The sequence below is a fragment of the Methylobacterium sp. M6A4_1b genome, assembly GCF_053345175.1.
Map to the genome: position 1 here is coordinate 357,226 of NZ_JBKEZQ010000001.1, position 15,446 is coordinate 372,671.

A 15,446-nucleotide genomic window follows, 5' to 3' on the forward strand; every position below is an offset into this window, starting at 1 on the left:
TGATTGGACGAGGATCGCACGACCATGGCCAAACGCCCCGGCACTCCCAAGCCCGAGATACACGAGACCGAGACGGATTCCGCCGACACTCTGCCGGTGGCGGTCGCGTCGCCGGAACGGACGCTGCCCCCGCGCGAGGCCACCGTCGAGGCCTTGATGCGGCTCGCCGCCGAGCAGCCGTGGAACGACATCGAGGTCGGCGACATCGCCCGGGAGGCGGGCCTGTCGCTCGCCGAATTCCGCGACCTGTTCCCATCCAAGGGGGCGGTGCTCGGAGGCCTATCGCGCCTCATCGACCGCAAGGTGCTGGAGGGCGACAACGCGGATCTGGCCGACGAGCCGACCCGCGAGCGCCTGTTCGACGTGCTGATGCGCCGGCTGGACGCGATGACGCCCTACAAGGACGCCCTGCGCCGGATCTCCTACGCCCTGCGCGGCGATCCGCTCTCGATGCTGGCGCTGAACGGCGTCGCGCTGAACTCGCACCGCTTCATGCTGGCCGCCGCTGGCATCAACACGGAGGGACCGCTGGGTCGCCTCAAGCTCCAGGGCGTGGTCATCGCCTTCGCCCGCACGGTGGAGGTCTGGCTCGACGACGACGATCCGGCACTGGCCCGCACCATGGCGCGCCTCGACAAGGAGATCCGCAACGGCGAGCGCTTCATGGAGCGCGCCGACGACGCCCGTCGCCTCACCGCGCCCTTCCGGGCGCTGGGCCGCTCGCTCCTCGACCGGGGCGGCCGCTCGCGCCGGGCGCGCCACGCGGCGGACGAGCGCAACGAGGATGCGGGAAACCCCCTCGGAGGCGACCCGGCCGCCGCGATCTGAACCCCTACCCGCCCGCCAGCGGACCCGTCTCGCCCAGATGGACGGCGAGCCAGACCGTCGGCCGGGTGGGATCGGTGAAGGTGACGCGGTGCTCGGTCCCGGCCGCAATGAACAGGGTGCTGCCCGGCGCCAGTGCCGTCTCCGTGCCGGCCATGGCGACGCGTGCCGCACCGGCGAGGAGCAGGACCCACTCGTCATAGGCTTGCCGGTACGGCTGGTCCGGAGGCGTGACCTGACCCTGCGAGACGATGCGCTCGATCCGGCATCCGGGCCGGGCGAGGAGTTCGGTGAAGACCTCGCTCGCGGACGCGTCGGGGAGGTCGGCGAGCAGGTTGGCGTCAGGCGCGAGGCGGCTCATGCGGCGTGTCCTCGTCAGTCCGGGTCCGCCTCGGTGACGATCAGATCCATCGGCCGGTCGTGGGCCTGCGGATGGATGCTCGCGAGGCGCGACAGGCTGTAGCCGATCCCGATGCAGAGGGGCTTGGCCGGCATGGCCGCGATGGTTCGATCGTAGTAGCCGCCGCCGTAGCCGAGACGATAGTTGCACCCGTCGAACCCCACCAGCGGCGCGAGGAGGATGTCCGGCGGGACCGGGTCGCCCTCGGCCGGGATCGGGATGTCCCAGACGCCGCGCGTCATGGCGATGCCCGGCCGCCATTCGCGAAACTGCAGCGGCTCCGCCTTGGCGACCACGACCGGAAGCGCGAGGCGGACGCCCTGCTCCAGCAACCGCGACAGGAAGGCCCGGGCATCGTACTCGCCACGGAACGGCCAGTAGAAGCCGATCATCGGCTTGGTCCGCGCGGCGAGGAGGGCCTTCAGCCGTTCGGTGATCCGGTCGCTCCAGGACGTTCGATCCTGGGACTCGATGCGCTGGCGCTGCGCGATGAGGTCGGCCCGCATCGCCCGGCGCCATTGCCGGATGGCCGGCCAATCGGACCCGGTCGGCGGAGAGGTCTCCGATGCCATGAAGGTGTCTCCCACCTCTACCCTCCCGTCCACGCGTGCCGGCTGAGATCGGGCTCGGCGAATCCGAGCCGGTCCTAACTAACGCGGCTGGCGGCGGGATGGTGACGGGTCGGACGGCGTCCGATGGCGGGATCAGCCTCGCCCGAGCATCCGATGGACCTGCCAGGTCAGCATCATGCTCGCGACCATGAGGGTCGCGTAGAGGAGGTGCAGGAGTAGCGGCGCGTCGTGCATCGGCTCGAACCCGTGGGGCTACGGTGCGAGGGAGCATGTTGCCCTGCAACAACCGCGCCACGGGCCGGGCGATGCGTCGCCGGCCCATCGGGTTCAGGAGGCCTCGGCGGCGCTCAGGTCGAAGGTCTTGGTCGAGACGAGGCGCGTCAGCACCGCGAGCAGGTCGGTCTGGGTGATGATCCCGACGATCCCGTCATCCTCGCCCGTCACCACCACCGCATGGGTGCGGCCGTTGGTCAGGGGCTCGACGAGGCTGACCACCGGCTCGGCCGCCCTGGCCGTACGCGCCTCCGACATCACCTGCGCGATGTCGCCCTCTCCGCGCAGAGCCAGTTCGCGCAGACCCAGGGTCCCGGCAAGGCGGCCCGCCGGGTCCACCACCGGCAGGGTGCGGATGTTGTGCCGAAGGAGCAGGTCGCGCGCCCGCGCCAGGGGCTCGTTCAGCCCGATCGTGATCACGTCGCGGGACATCACGGCGTTGCAATCCAGGCTGCCGTGCGCGCGCACGAGGGCCTGGCTCTCGACCTCCCGCAGCAGGCGGTCGAGGTCGCTGCGGTCGATGTCGAGAGTCTCGCGAAGGCTGAGGAGCGCCGCGTCCACGTCGCGGGCGTTGAAGCCGACCCGGATCGGAGCCGGCAGGTCGGTCGTCCCGTGCACGTTCGCCGGCGGTGGCGCCGGCACGTGCGGATACTTGCGCCCGGAGATCCGGTGGAAGGCGATGCCGAGGCTGACCAGGATGATGGAGTTCAGGCAGACCGGCACGAACGGAAACAGGAAGCCGGAGGAGGCGATGGCCGGCCCGCCGATGAGCGCGGTGAGCGCCGCCGCCCCGCCCGGCGGATGCAGGCAGCGGGTGAAGGACATCACCGCGATGGCGAGCGAGACGCCCACCCCGATCGCCAGGATCGGGTTCGGGATGAAGTGGGCGGCGGTGACGCCGATCAGGGCGGAGATCGTGTTGCCGCCGATGATCGGCCAGGGCTGAGCGAGCGGACTCGCCGGCACCGCGAAGAGCAGCACCGCCGTCGCCCCCATGGGCGCCACGATGAGCGGGATGTGCGGACCCTGACCGACCATCCAGCCGCTCACCAGACCCGTCAGGGCGATGCCGATGAGAGCCCCGAGGCAGCCGATCAGGCGCTCGCGCAAGGTGGCGCCGGCCAGGATCGGCCGGAACAGGCGGAAGCCGGACCAGGTGTCGGCTCGGCGGTCGGGACCGGCGGTGTTGGACATTCCTCTGCCCTCGCTCGCGCAGCGCCCCTGTGGCGGGCGAACGCTGAAAATGCAGGCTGACGCCTCTGGTATACCAGACGGATCTTAGAGGGCGAGGCCTAAATTGCAAACGGCATGAGCAGAATGCCTTGCACAAAGGCAGGCACGGGGCGCGGGCCGCCCTTCCGCGGCGGCGCCGGGCGGCTGCGAGGCCAAATCGGAGGTCATGTGGCTCAGCCCAGGCTCAGGCCGGCGGGTCGGACCGGCCCGGCTCGACGATGACGTTGGGCGGCGTGGGTCCCGCGCCGTCGAGCACCTTGCGCAGGGCGCGGGCGCGGGTGCGGCCGGCATGCCGGCGCGTCTCCGGCACGGTGCCGTATTCCCGCGCCACCTCGGCAACGCCGGAGGGGGCGATCAGGCCCTGCTCGGCGGCGTGCTCCGCCATGGCGAGGCTGTCGGCGGCCAGAACCAGGCTGCTGCCGGCGGCCTCCACCGCCTCCGCGAGCTTTGCGATCTCTTCCAGCCGCCCCGCGTCCCGCGAGACGTTGCGGATGTAGACCGCCGCCACCCGGCCCGGATGGGCGGCGACGATCTGCGCATAGACCTCGGGATCGTGCTGGCCGCTGTCGCCGATGAGAACGAAGGGCAGGTCGTGGTAGAGCGCCAGCATGTGGTCGATGAGGTGGCGCTTGTGATCTTCGGCCCGGCGCGGCAGCGGGCTCGTCCAGGACAGGCCCCATTCCCGCAGGAACAGCACCGGCCCCACGGGAATCCGGTGCATGACGAAGAACTCGCTGAGCATGTCGTAGAGGCCCCAGGGTGCCCGCGAGACGTAGAGCATCGGGTTGCCCTCCGCCCCGCACGGACCCGCATAGAGCGCCCGGTACAGGGCGGCGGCGCCCGGGAAGGCGACGCGGTTCTCGGCATCCTCCACGAACAGGCGCCACAGCATCTTCACCTTGTTGGCGACGCCCGTGCGCATGACCGTGTCGTCGATGTCGCTGATCACCACCCGCCGGCAATCGGCCGACGGGATGAACACCTGCCCCTTCGCCCGCACCGGCTCGGGCCCGGCCAGATCGAGTTCCATGCTGTGCCAGGAGGCCTGCGGGGGCGCGGGCAGGTTCGGCCGCAGGTGGACGCGGAAGTAGCCGTCCCGGTCGGTGACGACCTGTTCCTCGCACCCGAAGAAACGGGCGGTGAGAACCGCGCCCGCCACCTTGCGGCGGGTGATGCGGCGCCGGATGTCGCGCAGTTCGGCCGCCCAGCCGTCGTCGGGCGCATCGGCCGCCCGGCGCGACTGGCGGAAGACCCGACCGATGAGGAAGACCTCGTCGCGCGAGCCGTAGCCCCGATAGGTCTCCACCACCGTTCCGGCGCGGCCCTGGGAGCGGCGGACGGGCTTGGCCAGCAGGCGCAGCGCCCGCAAGATGCCCTTCGCGAACCGGGCGGCTCCCTGTCGCCCGGTCATGGCTGGATCGTCATCGTGGTCGGGTCCCGTCTCGGCATCGCCGGTTCAATGCCCGGCGCCGGCAAAGGTTCTGCGTGGAGGCTCCGCCCACTCCCGCCCGAACCTGTGGAGCAGGGGTGCCATGCCGTCGCGCGAACGGAACTCGGCCATCCGGGTCCGGTTCACCTCGGGCACCCTGCGTTCCGGGTGCTGTCAGCGTCGAGTCTCCATGTATCTTCCCACCGACGACAGCGGCCATCCCCTGGCCGTGCGATTCCAGGACTTCATCCGAAGCCAGCCCTTCCCCTGCGTCGGCGCCAAATCCGCCCTCTCCAAGGGCCAGATGAAGATCGTCGTGGCGCGCAGCATCGCGTCGACCTGGGACGACCCCCGGCTCTATCCGGCGCTCCTCGCCTTCATCTGCCGCTACCGCGCCAAGCCCGACCTGTTCCAGAGCTTCGCCGTCATCTTCGAGGATCCGACGGATCTCGGCGAGGAGGCCTTCGAGCGCCACCTCTGGGACCGCGTGCAGTCCCTGTCGGACAAGGACGCGTTCCTCGGCCAGCGCTACGACGCGCGCGTCGAGGCCGATCCGAACGATCCGCACTTCTCGCTCTCCTTCGGCGGCGAGGCGTTCTTCGTCGTGGGCATGCATCCCGGCGCGAGCCGCCCCGCCCGGCGTTTCCCGCATCCGGTCCTGGTCTTCAACCTGCGCGCCCAGTTCGAGCAGTTGCGCGCGGAGGGCCGCTACGAGAAGCTGCGCAGCGCGATCCTGTCCCGCGACGAGGCCCTGGCCGGCTCGATCAACCCGATGCTGGCCCGGCACGGCGACGCCTCCGAGGCGCGCCAGTACAGCGGCCGCGCCGTCGGGGCCGATTGGATCTGCCCGTTCCGGGGCCGCGCGCCGGAGGCCCAGGATGCCGCCTGAGAGCCCCACGCACGCATCGACCCTGCACGAGATCGCGCCCCGCTCCGGCGTCGCCTTCACCCTCGACAAGGGCGAACGCCTCACCGTGATCGACCCCCAGGGCGAGCAGGTGGCCGACCTCCTCGCCTTCGTGCGCGGCGACCTCGACGAGGTGATCTCGTCGGGCCGGACCCTGGACTATGCCAGCCGGATCTATCTCACCACGGGCGACCCGATCTATTCCAACCGCTCGAACGTGCTCCTGCGCATCGTCGCGGACACGGTGGGCCGCCACGACTTCCTGCTCACCCCGTGCTCGGCCGACACCTTCCGGATCATCTACGGCGACACCCATCCGCACCGGGGCTGCTTCGGCAACCTCGCGGCGGCGCTGGCGCCCTACGGCGTCGTGCCGGACCGGATCCCGGTGGCCTTCAACGTGTTCATGAACGTCACGGTCGACGCGGGCACGGGCGCGCTGAAGGTCGAGCCTCCTCTGAGCCGGGCGGGCGATCACGTCACCTTCGAGGCGGCATGCGACCTCGTGATCGGGCTGACCGCCTGCTCGGCCCTGCAATCCAACAACAACAGCTTCAAGCCGATCCGCTACCGCATCGATCCGGCCCGCGCCTGAGGCGGGTGCCCGAGAGAACCACGGCCGTGCTATGGGCGGCGCCCGGATGCCCCGGCGCCGCCCCGTCTGCGGGACGGCGCGTCGTGAACAGGTCGAAGCGAGCCCCATGCGAACCATCGTCTATGCCGACGGCGGATGCGATCCCAATCCCGGCCCCGGCGGCTGGGGCGTGGTGATCGAAGCCGAGAGCGGCCGGATCGAGCTCTGCGGCGGCGACCGGGCCACCACCAACAACCGCATGGAGCTGACGGCCGCGATCAACGCCCTGCGCCACTTCCCCGAGGGCGCGCAGATCGAGATGCGGTGCGACAGCCAATACGTCATCAAGTCGGTGACCGAGTGGATGCGGGGCTGGAAGGCCAAGGGCTGGCGCACCGCCACCGGCCCGGTGAAGAACGTCGAGCTGATGCAGGAGCTCGATGCCCTGGCGGCGCGGCGCGACGTGCGCTGGACCTGGGTGCGGGGCCATGCGGGCGAGGCCGGCAACGAGCGCGCCGACCGGCTGGCGGCGCAGGGGCGGCGCGAGGCCCTCGGCCTGCCGTCGCGCCCGGAGACCGGACCGGCACCGCTCACCGGTACCGCCGCCCTGCGCGCGGCCGCCGCCCCGGCCGTGTCCCAGGCGGCCCTGGCGACCGCGCCCGCCGCGGCCGAGCCGACCCCGGCGCGTACGAGCGCGATCCCCCTCGATCTCGGCCTCGGCCTGGAGGTGTCGCGGGCCGCGAAGGCTTCCGGCCTGACGCCACAGGCCTATGTCGAGCGGGCGGTCCGGCTCGCCCTCGACCTCGGACCCGAGGGGCTGGAGCGCGCCCGCGCCGACCTGCGCGGCGCCAAGGGCGCGAAGGGCGCGTCCACCTCTTGAATGCGGCGGGCGACCCCGTCGGCGCGCCCCTCGCCACCGGCTTCTTCACCCGGCCGGCGGCGGAGGTGGCCGCCGCGCTGATCGGCTGCGACCTGCGCGTGGACGGGATCGGCGGGATCGTCGTCGAGACCGAGGCTTATGACCGCGGCGATCCGGCCTCGCACAGCTTGAACGGCCCGACCCGGCGCAATGCCAGCATGTTCGGGCCGCCGGGGCACGCCTACGTCTACCGCTCCTACGGCATGCACTGGTGCCTGAACCTCGTCTGCGAGCCGGGCAGCGCGGTGCTGATCCGCGCGCTGGAGCCCCGCCACGGGCTCGCGACGATGGCGCAACGGCGCGGGCTGTCCGATCCGCGCCGCCTCTGCGCCGGGCCCGGACGCCTGTGCCAGGCCCTGGCCGTCACCCTCGCGATGGACGGCCTGGCCCTCGACGCGCCGCCCTTCGCGCTCGCCGCCCCCGAGGCGGCCCCGGCCTGGATCGCCGATCGCCGGATCGGCATCTCCCGCGCGGTGGAGACGCCCTGGCGCTTCCTGCTCGCCGGCTCGCGGGCCGTGAGCCGGCCGCCCTCGCGCCACGCGATGCCGGGCAACTTCCTCACGCCGCCCGGACCGTCTCCAGGAAGCGCGTGACCTGCACCGTGAGGTGCTCCGACTGGGCGGTCAGGTCGGAGGCCGACACCAGCACCTGACGGGCGGCGGCGCCGGTCTCCTCGGCCGCGTGGGCCACGCCCGAGATGTTCTCGGTGACCTCGCTGGTGCCGCCGGCGGCCTGGCCGACGTTGCGGACGATCTCCTGCGTGGCCGAACCCTGCTCCTCCACCGCCGCCGCGATCGTCGTCGTCACCTGGCTGATCTCGCCGATCCGGCCGCTGATGGTGCGGATCGCCCCCACCGCCTGCGCCGTCGAAGCCTGGATGCGACCGATCTGCTCCTCGATCTCGTGAGTCGCGCGCGTGGTCTGGTTGGCGAGTTCCTTGACCTCGGCGGCGACCACCGCGAAGCCGCGCCCGGCCTCGCCGGCCCGGGCCGCCTCGATGGTGGCGTTGAGCGCCAGCAGGTTGGTCTGGCCCGCGATGGTGGTGATGAGCGCGACGACGTCGCCGATCCGCGCGGCGGCGGTGCTGAGGTCCTCGACGAGTCCTGCGGTCTGGGCCGCCTCCTCCACCGCCCGCAGGGCGAGGTTCGCCGAGCCGTCGACCTGACGGCCGATCTCCTGCACCGACGAGCCCAGTTCCTCGGCCGCGGCCGCCACGGTGTTGACGTTGGAGGCCGCTTCCTCGGCGGCGGCCGCCACCGTCACCGACCGGTCGGTGGTGCGGGCCGCGTTGGTGCTCATCGCCTCGGCGGTGACCTGCAGCGCGCCAGCCGAGGCCGAGACGGTGGCGATGATCGTGCCGACCGCAGTCTCGAAGCCGTCGGCGAGCTCGTACATGGTGCGCCGGCGCTTCGCCGCCGCCGCGTCGTCCGCGATCTGACGGCGCTCGGCCTCCTCCGAAGCCTTGCGGGCGACGAGGGCGCGGATCTCCTCCACGGCGCGGCCCACGGCGCCGACCTCGTCGCGCCGGTCGCGCCCGAGGATCGCCGCATCGCTATCCCCGCGGGCCATCCGGCGCAGGGCCTCGACGAGCTGGCCGATCGGCCGGGTGATGCCGAACACGGCGACGACGCCGGCCGCCGCCAAGCCGGCGAGAAGGCCGAGGCCGCCGAGCAGCAGGGTGTTGGTCCGGGTCCGGTCCGTCAGTGCGGCGAGGTCGCGCGCGCCGTCGTCGACGAAAGTGCGGATGTCCCGGCCGAGGGCGCTTCCCTCCGCCACCATCGCGTCGAAGGTCGGGTCGACGGTCTGGTGCAGCAGGGTGACCGCCTCGGCCTTCAGGCCGCTGCTCGCGAGGGTACGCGCCTCGGAGCTGTCGGCGATGAAGCGGTTGACCTTCTGCTTCAGCACGTCGATGCGCGGCCCGAAGCTGGGCGCCGAGTCCCGCAGCTCCGCCAGGACCTTGTTCAGGCGCTCGCTGGCCTCGTCGAAGCCCTTGTCGGTCCGCTGCATCTCGCCGGGGCTGGTCTCGGCGATGTTGCGGAAGTTGAAGTAGCTCAGCGTGAAGACCAGCCGGTTGACCGTGCGCAGATCCGCGATCGCCTTGGTGTCGTGGGAGATGAAGCGGCTGTAGGCGCTGTCGATCATCGCCATCTGGGTGGTGGCATACCAGAGGCAGCCGCTAACGATGATTCCGATCAGGCTGACCACGGCGATCAGTTTGGTGATGATGCTGAAGCGCGCGAGCAGAGCCACGGGAGATCTCCGGAATGATGTCGTGGCCATGCTACGAACCGGAAGATTAAAGCCTGACTAAGGGATTTTTCGTGCTCAAAACTTGCGCTGTAGCACGTAAATTCAGCATTATAATTACTTGTAAGATCCGTGCTGATCTTCTTTCTATCCACGATCGGTCCGTGATCTCGTCAGGTCACACGATCGCGATTACGCGCCCAGGGGCGACGTTCCGAGAGCGGAAGGCAAAGCCGATCGGGTCGATCGACCCGAAAAAAACCCGCCGCGGCAGAAGCCGGGCGGGCGTGAGGTCATCGAGCTTGGGTCGCCGGTGTAACGGCCGGGCGGCGCTATGGTTCCGGATTGCGCCGCTCGAACTCTGGGCCGGCGGTTCGCGTTTCCCCGGCGAGCCTGCCCCGTCAGGCGATCCGGACGCGCCGCGCGCCATCCGCCAGGGAATGACCATGCCCACGACCGATGACCGGAAGACCCAATACCTCGTCGAGCGCGAGCGCCTGATGCAGGACCTCGCCGCGCTCGGGCAGGACGCGCACACTGAGAAGCGCCAGTTCGAAGACGGCTACGCGCTACGCGACATGGACGAGAGCACCCGCGAAGGCCTTCGCCTGCGGATCGGAGAATTGACCGCGTTGATCGAGAAGATCGAGACGGGCGAAGCCTGACGGCGCCCTGGCCATCCAACGCCGCGACCAAAAAAGCGGCCCGCAGGAGCTGTGCCCTGCGAGCCGAGACGGTCCGAAACCTTGGAGATGCTCAGGCTAGGCCGTACCCCACGGCCCGGCATCCCCCAAATGGGGGATGCCGTGACGGTCATCAGGCCTTCGCAGATGCCGGCTATGAACCGGGCTCTGCCGCTGGGTCGGCTTCACGCCGGCATCGCCTCCCGGATGATCGGCCTGCTCCACTCGAAGCCCTGCGGACCGACGCCTGCGCTGTTTGAGCAACAGTCGCGCCGATCCGAGACGGGCTCGGATTAAACCATATTGTCACAGTTATAGCATCGTCTATACCGCGTCTTCGGAACGGAGGCCCGGGGGCGACATGACGATACCGGATCGCGATCGGCGCCGCGGCTGCAGGCGGAGCGCCAGCGCCGCCCTGCTCACCCTGACAACCGTGTCCGGTGCGCAGGCCGCCGATCTCGCACCGTCCCGGCCCACGCCCGTGATGCCGGCCTTCGTCGACTGGTCGGGCCCGTATCTCGGCCTCGCGGGCAGCGCCGGCAATTCCTACGGTGCCTACGATTTTCGCGACACCACGGTCGGCGGCCGCCCGGTCCGGGGCTTCAGGACGGGCGACGCCACCGGGCGGCCGGACCTCGGCCGCAACGCAACCACCGCCGTCGGCGGCCTGTTCGGCGGTTACAACTGGCAGACCGGCCCCTGGCTCTACGGGATCGAGGCCGACGTCGCGAGCGCGAACCTCAAGCGGCCCGTGCTCCTGCCCACGCCCGGCTTCGTCGGAGACGGCGATCCGGGCCTCGGCCTGATCCGGGCCAAGACGGACGTCTATGGCACCCTGCGCGGGCGTTTCGGCTACGCGTTCGAGCGGTCGCTGGTCTATGCGAGCTTCGGGCTCGCCGGGGCCAATGCCCGCATCCTGGCGAGCTATCCCGACCCCGGGACCGGGCTCGTCTCCACCGCGCGGCGCGATCTCTCCTCTCTCGGCTTCACCCTGGGAGCCGGCGTGCAGTTCGCCATCTCCGAGAGCCTCGCACTCGGGATCGACTACCGCTACCTCGATCTCGGCGGCAGTGGCCGCTTCGACCTCGGCGCCGTCCCGGGCCTCGGCCCGGTGACGACGCGGCAGGATTCCTTCACCTCGCATCAGATGATGGCGCGCCTGTCCTGGCATCCGAACGGCTTCGTGCTGCCGCCCGAGGCCGACGAGGCCGCCCCGCACGATCCCGGCAGCGGCTTCGGCGACCGCTTCTCGCTCCACGGCCAGACCACCTTCATCGCCCAGGGCGTGCCGGGCTTCCGCGCGCCCTATACCGGCCCGGCGAGCCTGATCGGCCGCCAGGTCCAGTCGACCACCACCGCCACCGCCTTCCTGGGGCTCAAGCTCTTCGAGGGCACCGAACTCTACTACAACCCGGAATTCTCCCAGGGCTTCGGCCTGAGCCGAACCCTCGGCGTCGCCGGATTCGTCAACGGCGAGGCGCAGAAGGCGGGCGCGCCGTTCCCGAAGCTGCGCTCCAACCGCTACTTCGTGCGCCAGACCTTCGGCCTCGGCGGCGAGACCGAGGACGTGCCGGACGGCCCGAACCAGGTCGCGACCCGGCGGGACATCGAGCGGATCACCGTGGTGGCGGGCAAGTTCGCCCTGGGCGACTATTTCGACGGCAACGTCTACGCCCACGATCCGCGGGTCGACTTCATGAACTGGGGCATCTGGGCCTCGGGCGCCTACGACTTCCCCGCCAACCTGCCCGGCTTCACCCAAGGCGTGATGGTCGAGTACAATCAAGCCGCGTTCGCCATCCGCGCCGCCTACACCCAGGTGCCGAAGGAACCCTCCAGCGACGTCCTCGACCCGCGCGTGTTCCGGCGGGCCGGCACCACCATCGAGTTCGAGGAGCGCCACGTGCTGCCGGGCCTCGACCAACCCGGCAAGCTGCGCCTCGGCTTCTTCACCAATGTCGGCAACACCGCCGATTTCCGCGAGGTGGTGTCGCTGACCCAGGCCGGCGTGTTCGGCGACATCAACGACGCGGCCGCCGCCACCCGGGCCGCGCGGCGCAAGACGGGCTTCTACCTCAACCTCGAACAGGCCGTGACGCCGGACCTCGGCGTCTTCGCCCGCTTCAGCGCCAATGACGGCCGCACCGAGAGCCTGTCCTTCACCGACATCGACCGTTCCGTCTCCGGCGGCGTGTCGCTCAAGGGCACCGCCTGGGGTCGGCCCGGCGACACGGTGGGCCTCGGCACCTCGATGAACGCCATCTCGCCGAGCCACCGTGCCTTCTTCGCCAATGGCGGCGTCGGCCTCCTCATCGGCGACGGCCGCCTCAACTACGCTCCCGAGCGCGCGGTCGAGGCCTACTACGCCTTCGCCCTGAACAAGACCCTGACCCTATCGGTGAACTACCAGCACGTGGTGAACCCGGCCTACAACCGGGACCGTGGGCCGGCGGACTTCTTCGGCACCCGCATCCACGCGGATTTCTAGACGGGAGAGGCCGGAGCCGATTCAGGAACGCGGACGCTCGGGCTGGTCGCAGCGATAGGCCCGCCCGTTGACCGAGGCGACCGGGACGAAGCGGCCGCCCGCGGCCCGGCACTCGGCCACATGCGCGTCCATGGCCCACTTGTCGGCGAGCGCGAGGCTGAGGGGCACCACCGTGACCACGAGCAGGAGGGCGACCACGGCGCAGACCGCCCAGCCGGCGCCGCGGGGCGGCGGCTCCGGAAGATGGAACCGCTCGGGCGGGAGCGGCGCCAGGAACGCCAGCGTGGTGAGCCCGAGGAGAGTGGCGGCGCCCATGGTGATCCCGCATCGGTCAGGCGCTCCAGACTAGCCGATGCGGCCGCCCACGGGAGGCGACCATACGAAGCAGCGCCTCGGCCGGGTTCGGCGCTTCCAAAGCGCCCAGGCGTCAGGCCCAGCGCGCCAGCGCCGCCTCCGCTTCCCCGGCCTTGTCGCGGATGCGGTAGACGGTCTGCCGGCTGAGGCCTGTCGCGGCAGCGATCGCGGCGATGCCCCGGCCTTCGCTGAGCGCGCCGCGCACGGCCTCGTACTGCGCCCGGCTGAAACTCGGCTTGCGGCCGCGATAGGCGTCGCTGCGTGCCCGCGCCTGGGCGATCCCGGCCTTCTGCGCTTCCCGCATGGCTTCCGCCTGGGCCTGAGCGGTCGCCGCCATGAAGCCGATGAGGGCGTCGCGCACGGCCTGCTGCATCGGGTCCGCGGCGGCGCCATCGAAGGTGAGCCGGTGGATGACCGTGCGCACCACGACGCCGCGCCGCATCATCTCCCGCAGGGTATCGCAGACATCCGCATAGTTGCGGCCGAGGCGGTCGACCCAGCGCACCACCAGGACGTCGCCCCGGCGCAGCAGATCGAACAGACGGCGTCCCTGCGGTCGCTCGCGCAGGCCGGTGCCCAGGCCCGACACGCCGTCATCGGCCACCACCTCGTCGACGGCAAAGCCGGCGGCCACGGCCTGCGCCTGCTGGTGCGCGATGGTCTGGTCGCCGGTGGACACCCGGGCGTAGAGGATGGTCTTCATCGGTCGTGGCCGCCTTCGCAGATCCGGACAGCAGGACGGAGCGAAGGTGGGTGTCTGTCAATCCTCCCGAGCAGACCCCCGCCTCCGCAGGCAGCGAGCCTGTATCGGCGCACGCTGCGACGACCAGCGCCATCACGAGATCTTGGGCTTCGCAGGAATCGGGATTCAGGAGCGCGAGCGAGGCCGATCTCGATACGTGACCGGACGGAACAACCACGAATCCGCCCGGTCGTGACTTGTCCTGACCCGACGTTTTCCTCGACGATCCAACAGCCGCGGCCGGGATCAAGTTCATGCGTCCGCCCTCTACGGAACATACCGCAGCGTGTCTGGCCGCGATTCGACGAAGCCGAAGACCAGGGCCGATGCCGATTGTGGATCTACAGGAAGGACCCGCCGGATCGGCGATTTCGGACCTGTGAATATCGCGGACATTTGATTGTGGAACCGGGTGACATCGCTTAAAGTTGTCGCCCGTGCAGGAAGTGCCTGCCGGTTCAGGGCTTTGGGTCAATGACCAGACGTTACGCGGCCCTCCTCGGAGCAGTCGTCCTCGCGGGCCTCTCGGCCTCCGGCGCTTCGGCGGCGACGGACGGATGCATGCCGTCGCGCTCGCCCGAGACCGAGGCTTCCGCGGAGCGTTTCGCGGCCGATCCGGCCTCCCTCCTCACCCAGTTCGGCGAGGGCGGCGGGACGATGGCGATCGAGGTCCGCAATGCGACCCTTCGGAGTCCCGATCTGGTCGACCGGCTTCTGACGCTGAACGGCAAGGGAACCGCCGACCAGATGCGGGCGCTCGGCACCGGATTGGGTGCGGCGGCGGTGATCTGCATGCGGAGCAACCCGACCATCGCACTTCGGATGCAGCGCGCCGTGGTGGTCGCCGGCAACCAGGATGTTCAGCGCGGCTTCGAAGGCGTCGCGGGGGACATCGTGACGGAAGCCGTTCCGGTCAATCCGCCTTCCGTGCCGCCGGGCGAAGTGGCCGACAGCGTCCCCGGCGGAGGCGTCTATCCGCGCGCTCCGCTGGAGAGGAGCAGCGGGGTCCTTCCCACAGGATCCGTCTACCTCCTGAGCGGAAACTTCGTTGCAGCGGCCGGCGCGGGCGCCCGCGGCTCGTCCAACGGGGATCCTCTGTCCAGCCGATCCGGCTCGGTCAGCGCGTTCCGACCCTAGACCCGGCAAAAAAACTTCCCACTCGCGTCGTGGTCGCTGCGGCGCACAAATTTTTAAGGACCAGCACCTTGTAAGAGGAGGGGCTTGGTCTAAAGTCCGCCTACGGAGCCAGCCGCGACCGGGACTGCCGTGTTGCAGCGCGCAGGTAGGAGGTTGCAGTCTTGAGGGCAGGTCCAAAGACTGGATGGTTGGACTGGTTTCTCTCAAGACCGCCGGTCGGCGCGACGTCCGGACGCGTCTCGGAGATTCGTTCACGCCCTCGCTCTGCTCGCATCGCCTGCGATGGCCCCTTCGTTCGTTTCGTCGGCGGCGCGCCGATCTGCTGCACCGCATCAGCTCGCTCGAATGTGAAGAGCGGAACGGCACCGAATCTGCTTCGGATCCCCGGCGGTCGGGTCCGCGAGATCTGCAATCCTCCCGGACCCGCGGGTGTCGGCATGACCCGCGGCAACGCAGCCGCGAGGGGCGACCAGATATCTGGAACATCGACAGCACCGACGCGGACGGTCCCAGTGCCGATGCGTCGGCTCATCGAAACCCGAGGCCTCCGGCCGAACTCGCGGAGGAACGGCGGCACAATATCGGGCCTTCGTCCTCAAGGTCCGGCGCGACCCGATGGTTAGGCGGAGATGCCTTTCTAAACACGCATTGCCGGCCTAA

The 15,446-nt window shown here is 70.4% G+C and carries 15 protein-coding genes; 8 read left to right on the forward strand and 7 right to left on the reverse strand.

The window, feature by feature from the left end; genetic code table 11:
• Nucleotides 1-24 precede the first annotated feature (24 nt).
• Entirely contained in the window at nucleotides 25-828 is an 804-nt protein-coding gene (locus ACLBWX_RS01775) for a TetR/AcrR family transcriptional regulator (RefSeq protein ID WP_447675371.1), read from the forward strand.
• Between the two features lie 4 nt (nucleotides 829-832).
• Here ACLBWX_RS01775 and ACLBWX_RS01780 read toward each other — a convergent pair whose 3' ends face one another.
• The 4 genes from ACLBWX_RS01780 to ACLBWX_RS01795 form a co-directional block, all read right to left on the reverse strand.
• Nucleotides 833-1,186: a cupin domain-containing protein gene (locus ACLBWX_RS01780; RefSeq protein WP_447675372.1), complete on the reverse strand. Its 354-nt coding sequence runs from the start codon at nucleotides 1,184-1,186 to the stop codon at nucleotides 833-835.
• A gap of 14 nt (nucleotides 1,187-1,200) precedes the next feature.
• On the reverse strand, nucleotides 1,201-1,797 hold the full coding sequence (locus ACLBWX_RS01785) for a 5-formyltetrahydrofolate cyclo-ligase (protein WP_447675373.1): 597 nt from the start codon (nucleotides 1,795-1,797) through the stop codon (nucleotides 1,201-1,203).
• 327 nt (nucleotides 1,798-2,124) lie between these two features.
• Nucleotides 2,125-3,264 carry an HPP family protein gene (locus tag ACLBWX_RS01790; protein ID WP_447675374.1) on the reverse strand — a complete coding sequence of 380 codons (1,140 nt, stop codon included), beginning with the start codon at nucleotides 3,262-3,264 and terminating at the stop codon, nucleotides 2,125-2,127.
• Between the two features lie 223 nt (nucleotides 3,265-3,487).
• Entirely contained in the window at nucleotides 3,488-4,714 is a 1,227-nt protein-coding gene (locus ACLBWX_RS01795) for an App1 family protein (protein WP_447675375.1), read from the reverse strand.
• Between the two features lie 208 nt (nucleotides 4,715-4,922).
• Here ACLBWX_RS01795 and gntA point away from each other — a divergent pair, with 208 nt between their 5' ends.
• The 4 genes from gntA (at nucleotide 4,923) to ACLBWX_RS01815 (ending at nucleotide 7,725) form a co-directional block, all read left to right on the forward strand.
• Nucleotides 4,923-5,621 (forward strand): guanitoxin biosynthesis heme-dependent pre-guanitoxin N-hydroxylase GntA, encoded by a 699-nt coding sequence (gntA, locus tag ACLBWX_RS01800; RefSeq protein ID WP_447675376.1) that lies wholly within the window; start codon nucleotides 4,923-4,925, stop codon nucleotides 5,619-5,621.
• Nucleotides 5,611-6,234 carry a DUF1989 domain-containing protein gene (locus ACLBWX_RS01805; RefSeq protein ID WP_447675377.1) on the forward strand — a complete coding sequence of 208 codons (624 nt, stop codon included), beginning with the start codon at nucleotides 5,611-5,613 and terminating at the stop codon, nucleotides 6,232-6,234. The genes gntA and ACLBWX_RS01805 overlap by 11 nt, the downstream gene beginning before the upstream one ends.
• Before the next feature lie 106 nt (nucleotides 6,235-6,340).
• A complete protein-coding gene (gene rnhA, locus ACLBWX_RS01810; RefSeq protein ID WP_447675378.1) occupies nucleotides 6,341-7,093 on the forward strand; it encodes a ribonuclease HI in 753 nt (250 codons plus the stop codon).
• Entirely contained in the window at nucleotides 7,090-7,725 is a 636-nt protein-coding gene (locus ACLBWX_RS01815) for a DNA-3-methyladenine glycosylase (RefSeq protein ID WP_447675379.1), read from the forward strand. Before rnhA ends, ACLBWX_RS01815 begins: the two co-directional genes overlap by 4 nt.
• Here the strand turns inward: ACLBWX_RS01815 and ACLBWX_RS01820 are convergent.
• Nucleotides 7,691-9,382 carry a methyl-accepting chemotaxis protein gene (locus ACLBWX_RS01820; protein ID WP_447675380.1) on the reverse strand — a complete coding sequence of 564 codons (1,692 nt, stop codon included), beginning with the start codon at nucleotides 9,380-9,382 and terminating at the stop codon, nucleotides 7,691-7,693. The two genes, ACLBWX_RS01815 and ACLBWX_RS01820, sit on opposite strands and share 35 nt — an antisense overlap.
• A gap of 161 nt (nucleotides 9,383-9,543) precedes the next feature.
• Here ACLBWX_RS01820 and ACLBWX_RS01825 point away from each other — a divergent pair, with 161 nt between their 5' ends.
• Together ACLBWX_RS01825 and ACLBWX_RS01830 are read left to right on the forward strand one after the other, a co-directional pair.
• Nucleotides 9,544-10,044, forward strand: coding sequence for a hypothetical protein (locus tag ACLBWX_RS01825; protein ID WP_447675381.1), 501 nt, complete (start codon nucleotides 9,544-9,546; stop codon nucleotides 10,042-10,044).
• 379 nt (nucleotides 10,045-10,423) lie between these two features.
• On the forward strand, nucleotides 10,424-12,553 hold the full coding sequence (locus tag ACLBWX_RS01830) for a carbohydrate porin (RefSeq protein ID WP_447675382.1): 2,130 nt from the start codon (nucleotides 10,424-10,426) through the stop codon (nucleotides 12,551-12,553).
• Between the two features lie 21 nt (nucleotides 12,554-12,574).
• On the opposite strand, the gene ACLBWX_RS01835 is transcribed toward ACLBWX_RS01830, so the two are convergent.
• Both ACLBWX_RS01835 and ACLBWX_RS01840 read right to left on the reverse strand, forming a co-directional pair.
• Entirely contained in the window at nucleotides 12,575-12,868 is a 294-nt protein-coding gene (locus tag ACLBWX_RS01835) for a hypothetical protein (protein WP_447675383.1), read from the reverse strand.
• Nucleotides 12,869-12,980: 112 nt separating this feature from the next.
• A complete protein-coding gene (locus ACLBWX_RS01840) occupies nucleotides 12,981-13,610 on the reverse strand; it encodes a recombinase family protein (RefSeq protein ID WP_447675384.1) in 630 nt (209 codons plus the stop codon).
• A 513-nt stretch (nucleotides 13,611-14,123) separates the two neighbouring features.
• Here ACLBWX_RS01840 and ACLBWX_RS01845 point away from each other — a divergent pair.
• On the forward strand, nucleotides 14,124-14,786 hold the full coding sequence (locus tag ACLBWX_RS01845; protein WP_447675385.1) for a hypothetical protein: 663 nt from the start codon (nucleotides 14,124-14,126) through the stop codon (nucleotides 14,784-14,786).
• The last annotated feature ends 660 nt before the right edge of the window (nucleotides 14,787-15,446 follow it).

Excerpts from the sequence above, each read along its gene's own strand:
- ACLBWX_RS01785 (WP_447675373.1), bottom strand. The coding sequence starts at position 1,797 with ATGGCATCGGAGACCTCTCCGCCGACCGGGTCCGATTGGCCGGCCATC.
- ACLBWX_RS01780 (WP_447675372.1), bottom strand. The coding sequence starts at position 1,186 with ATGAGCCGCCTCGCGCCTGACGCCAACCTGCTCGCCGACCTCCCCGAC.
- ACLBWX_RS01845 (WP_447675385.1), top strand. The coding sequence starts at position 14,124 with ATGACCAGACGTTACGCGGCCCTCCTCGGAGCAGTCGTCCTCGCGGGC.
- ACLBWX_RS01775 (WP_447675371.1), top strand. The coding sequence starts at position 25 with ATGGCCAAACGCCCCGGCACTCCCAAGCCCGAGATACACGAGACCGAG.
- ACLBWX_RS01830 (WP_447675382.1), top strand. The coding sequence starts at position 10,424 with ATGACGATACCGGATCGCGATCGGCGCCGCGGCTGCAGGCGGAGCGCC.
- ACLBWX_RS01795 (WP_447675375.1), bottom strand. The coding sequence starts at position 4,714 with ATGACCGGGCGACAGGGAGCCGCCCGGTTCGCGAAGGGCATCTTGCGG.
- ACLBWX_RS01805 (WP_447675377.1), top strand. The coding sequence starts at position 5,611 with ATGCCGCCTGAGAGCCCCACGCACGCATCGACCCTGCACGAGATCGCG.
- ACLBWX_RS01835 (WP_447675383.1), bottom strand. The coding sequence starts at position 12,868 with ATGGGCGCCGCCACTCTCCTCGGGCTCACCACGCTGGCGTTCCTGGCG.
- ACLBWX_RS01790 (WP_447675374.1), bottom strand. The coding sequence starts at position 3,264 with ATGTCCAACACCGCCGGTCCCGACCGCCGAGCCGACACCTGGTCCGGC.
- rnhA (WP_447675378.1), top strand. The coding sequence starts at position 6,341 with ATGCGAACCATCGTCTATGCCGACGGCGGATGCGATCCCAATCCCGGC.
- gntA (WP_447675376.1), top strand. The coding sequence starts at position 4,923 with ATGTATCTTCCCACCGACGACAGCGGCCATCCCCTGGCCGTGCGATTC.
- ACLBWX_RS01840 (WP_447675384.1), bottom strand. The coding sequence starts at position 13,610 with ATGAAGACCATCCTCTACGCCCGGGTGTCCACCGGCGACCAGACCATC.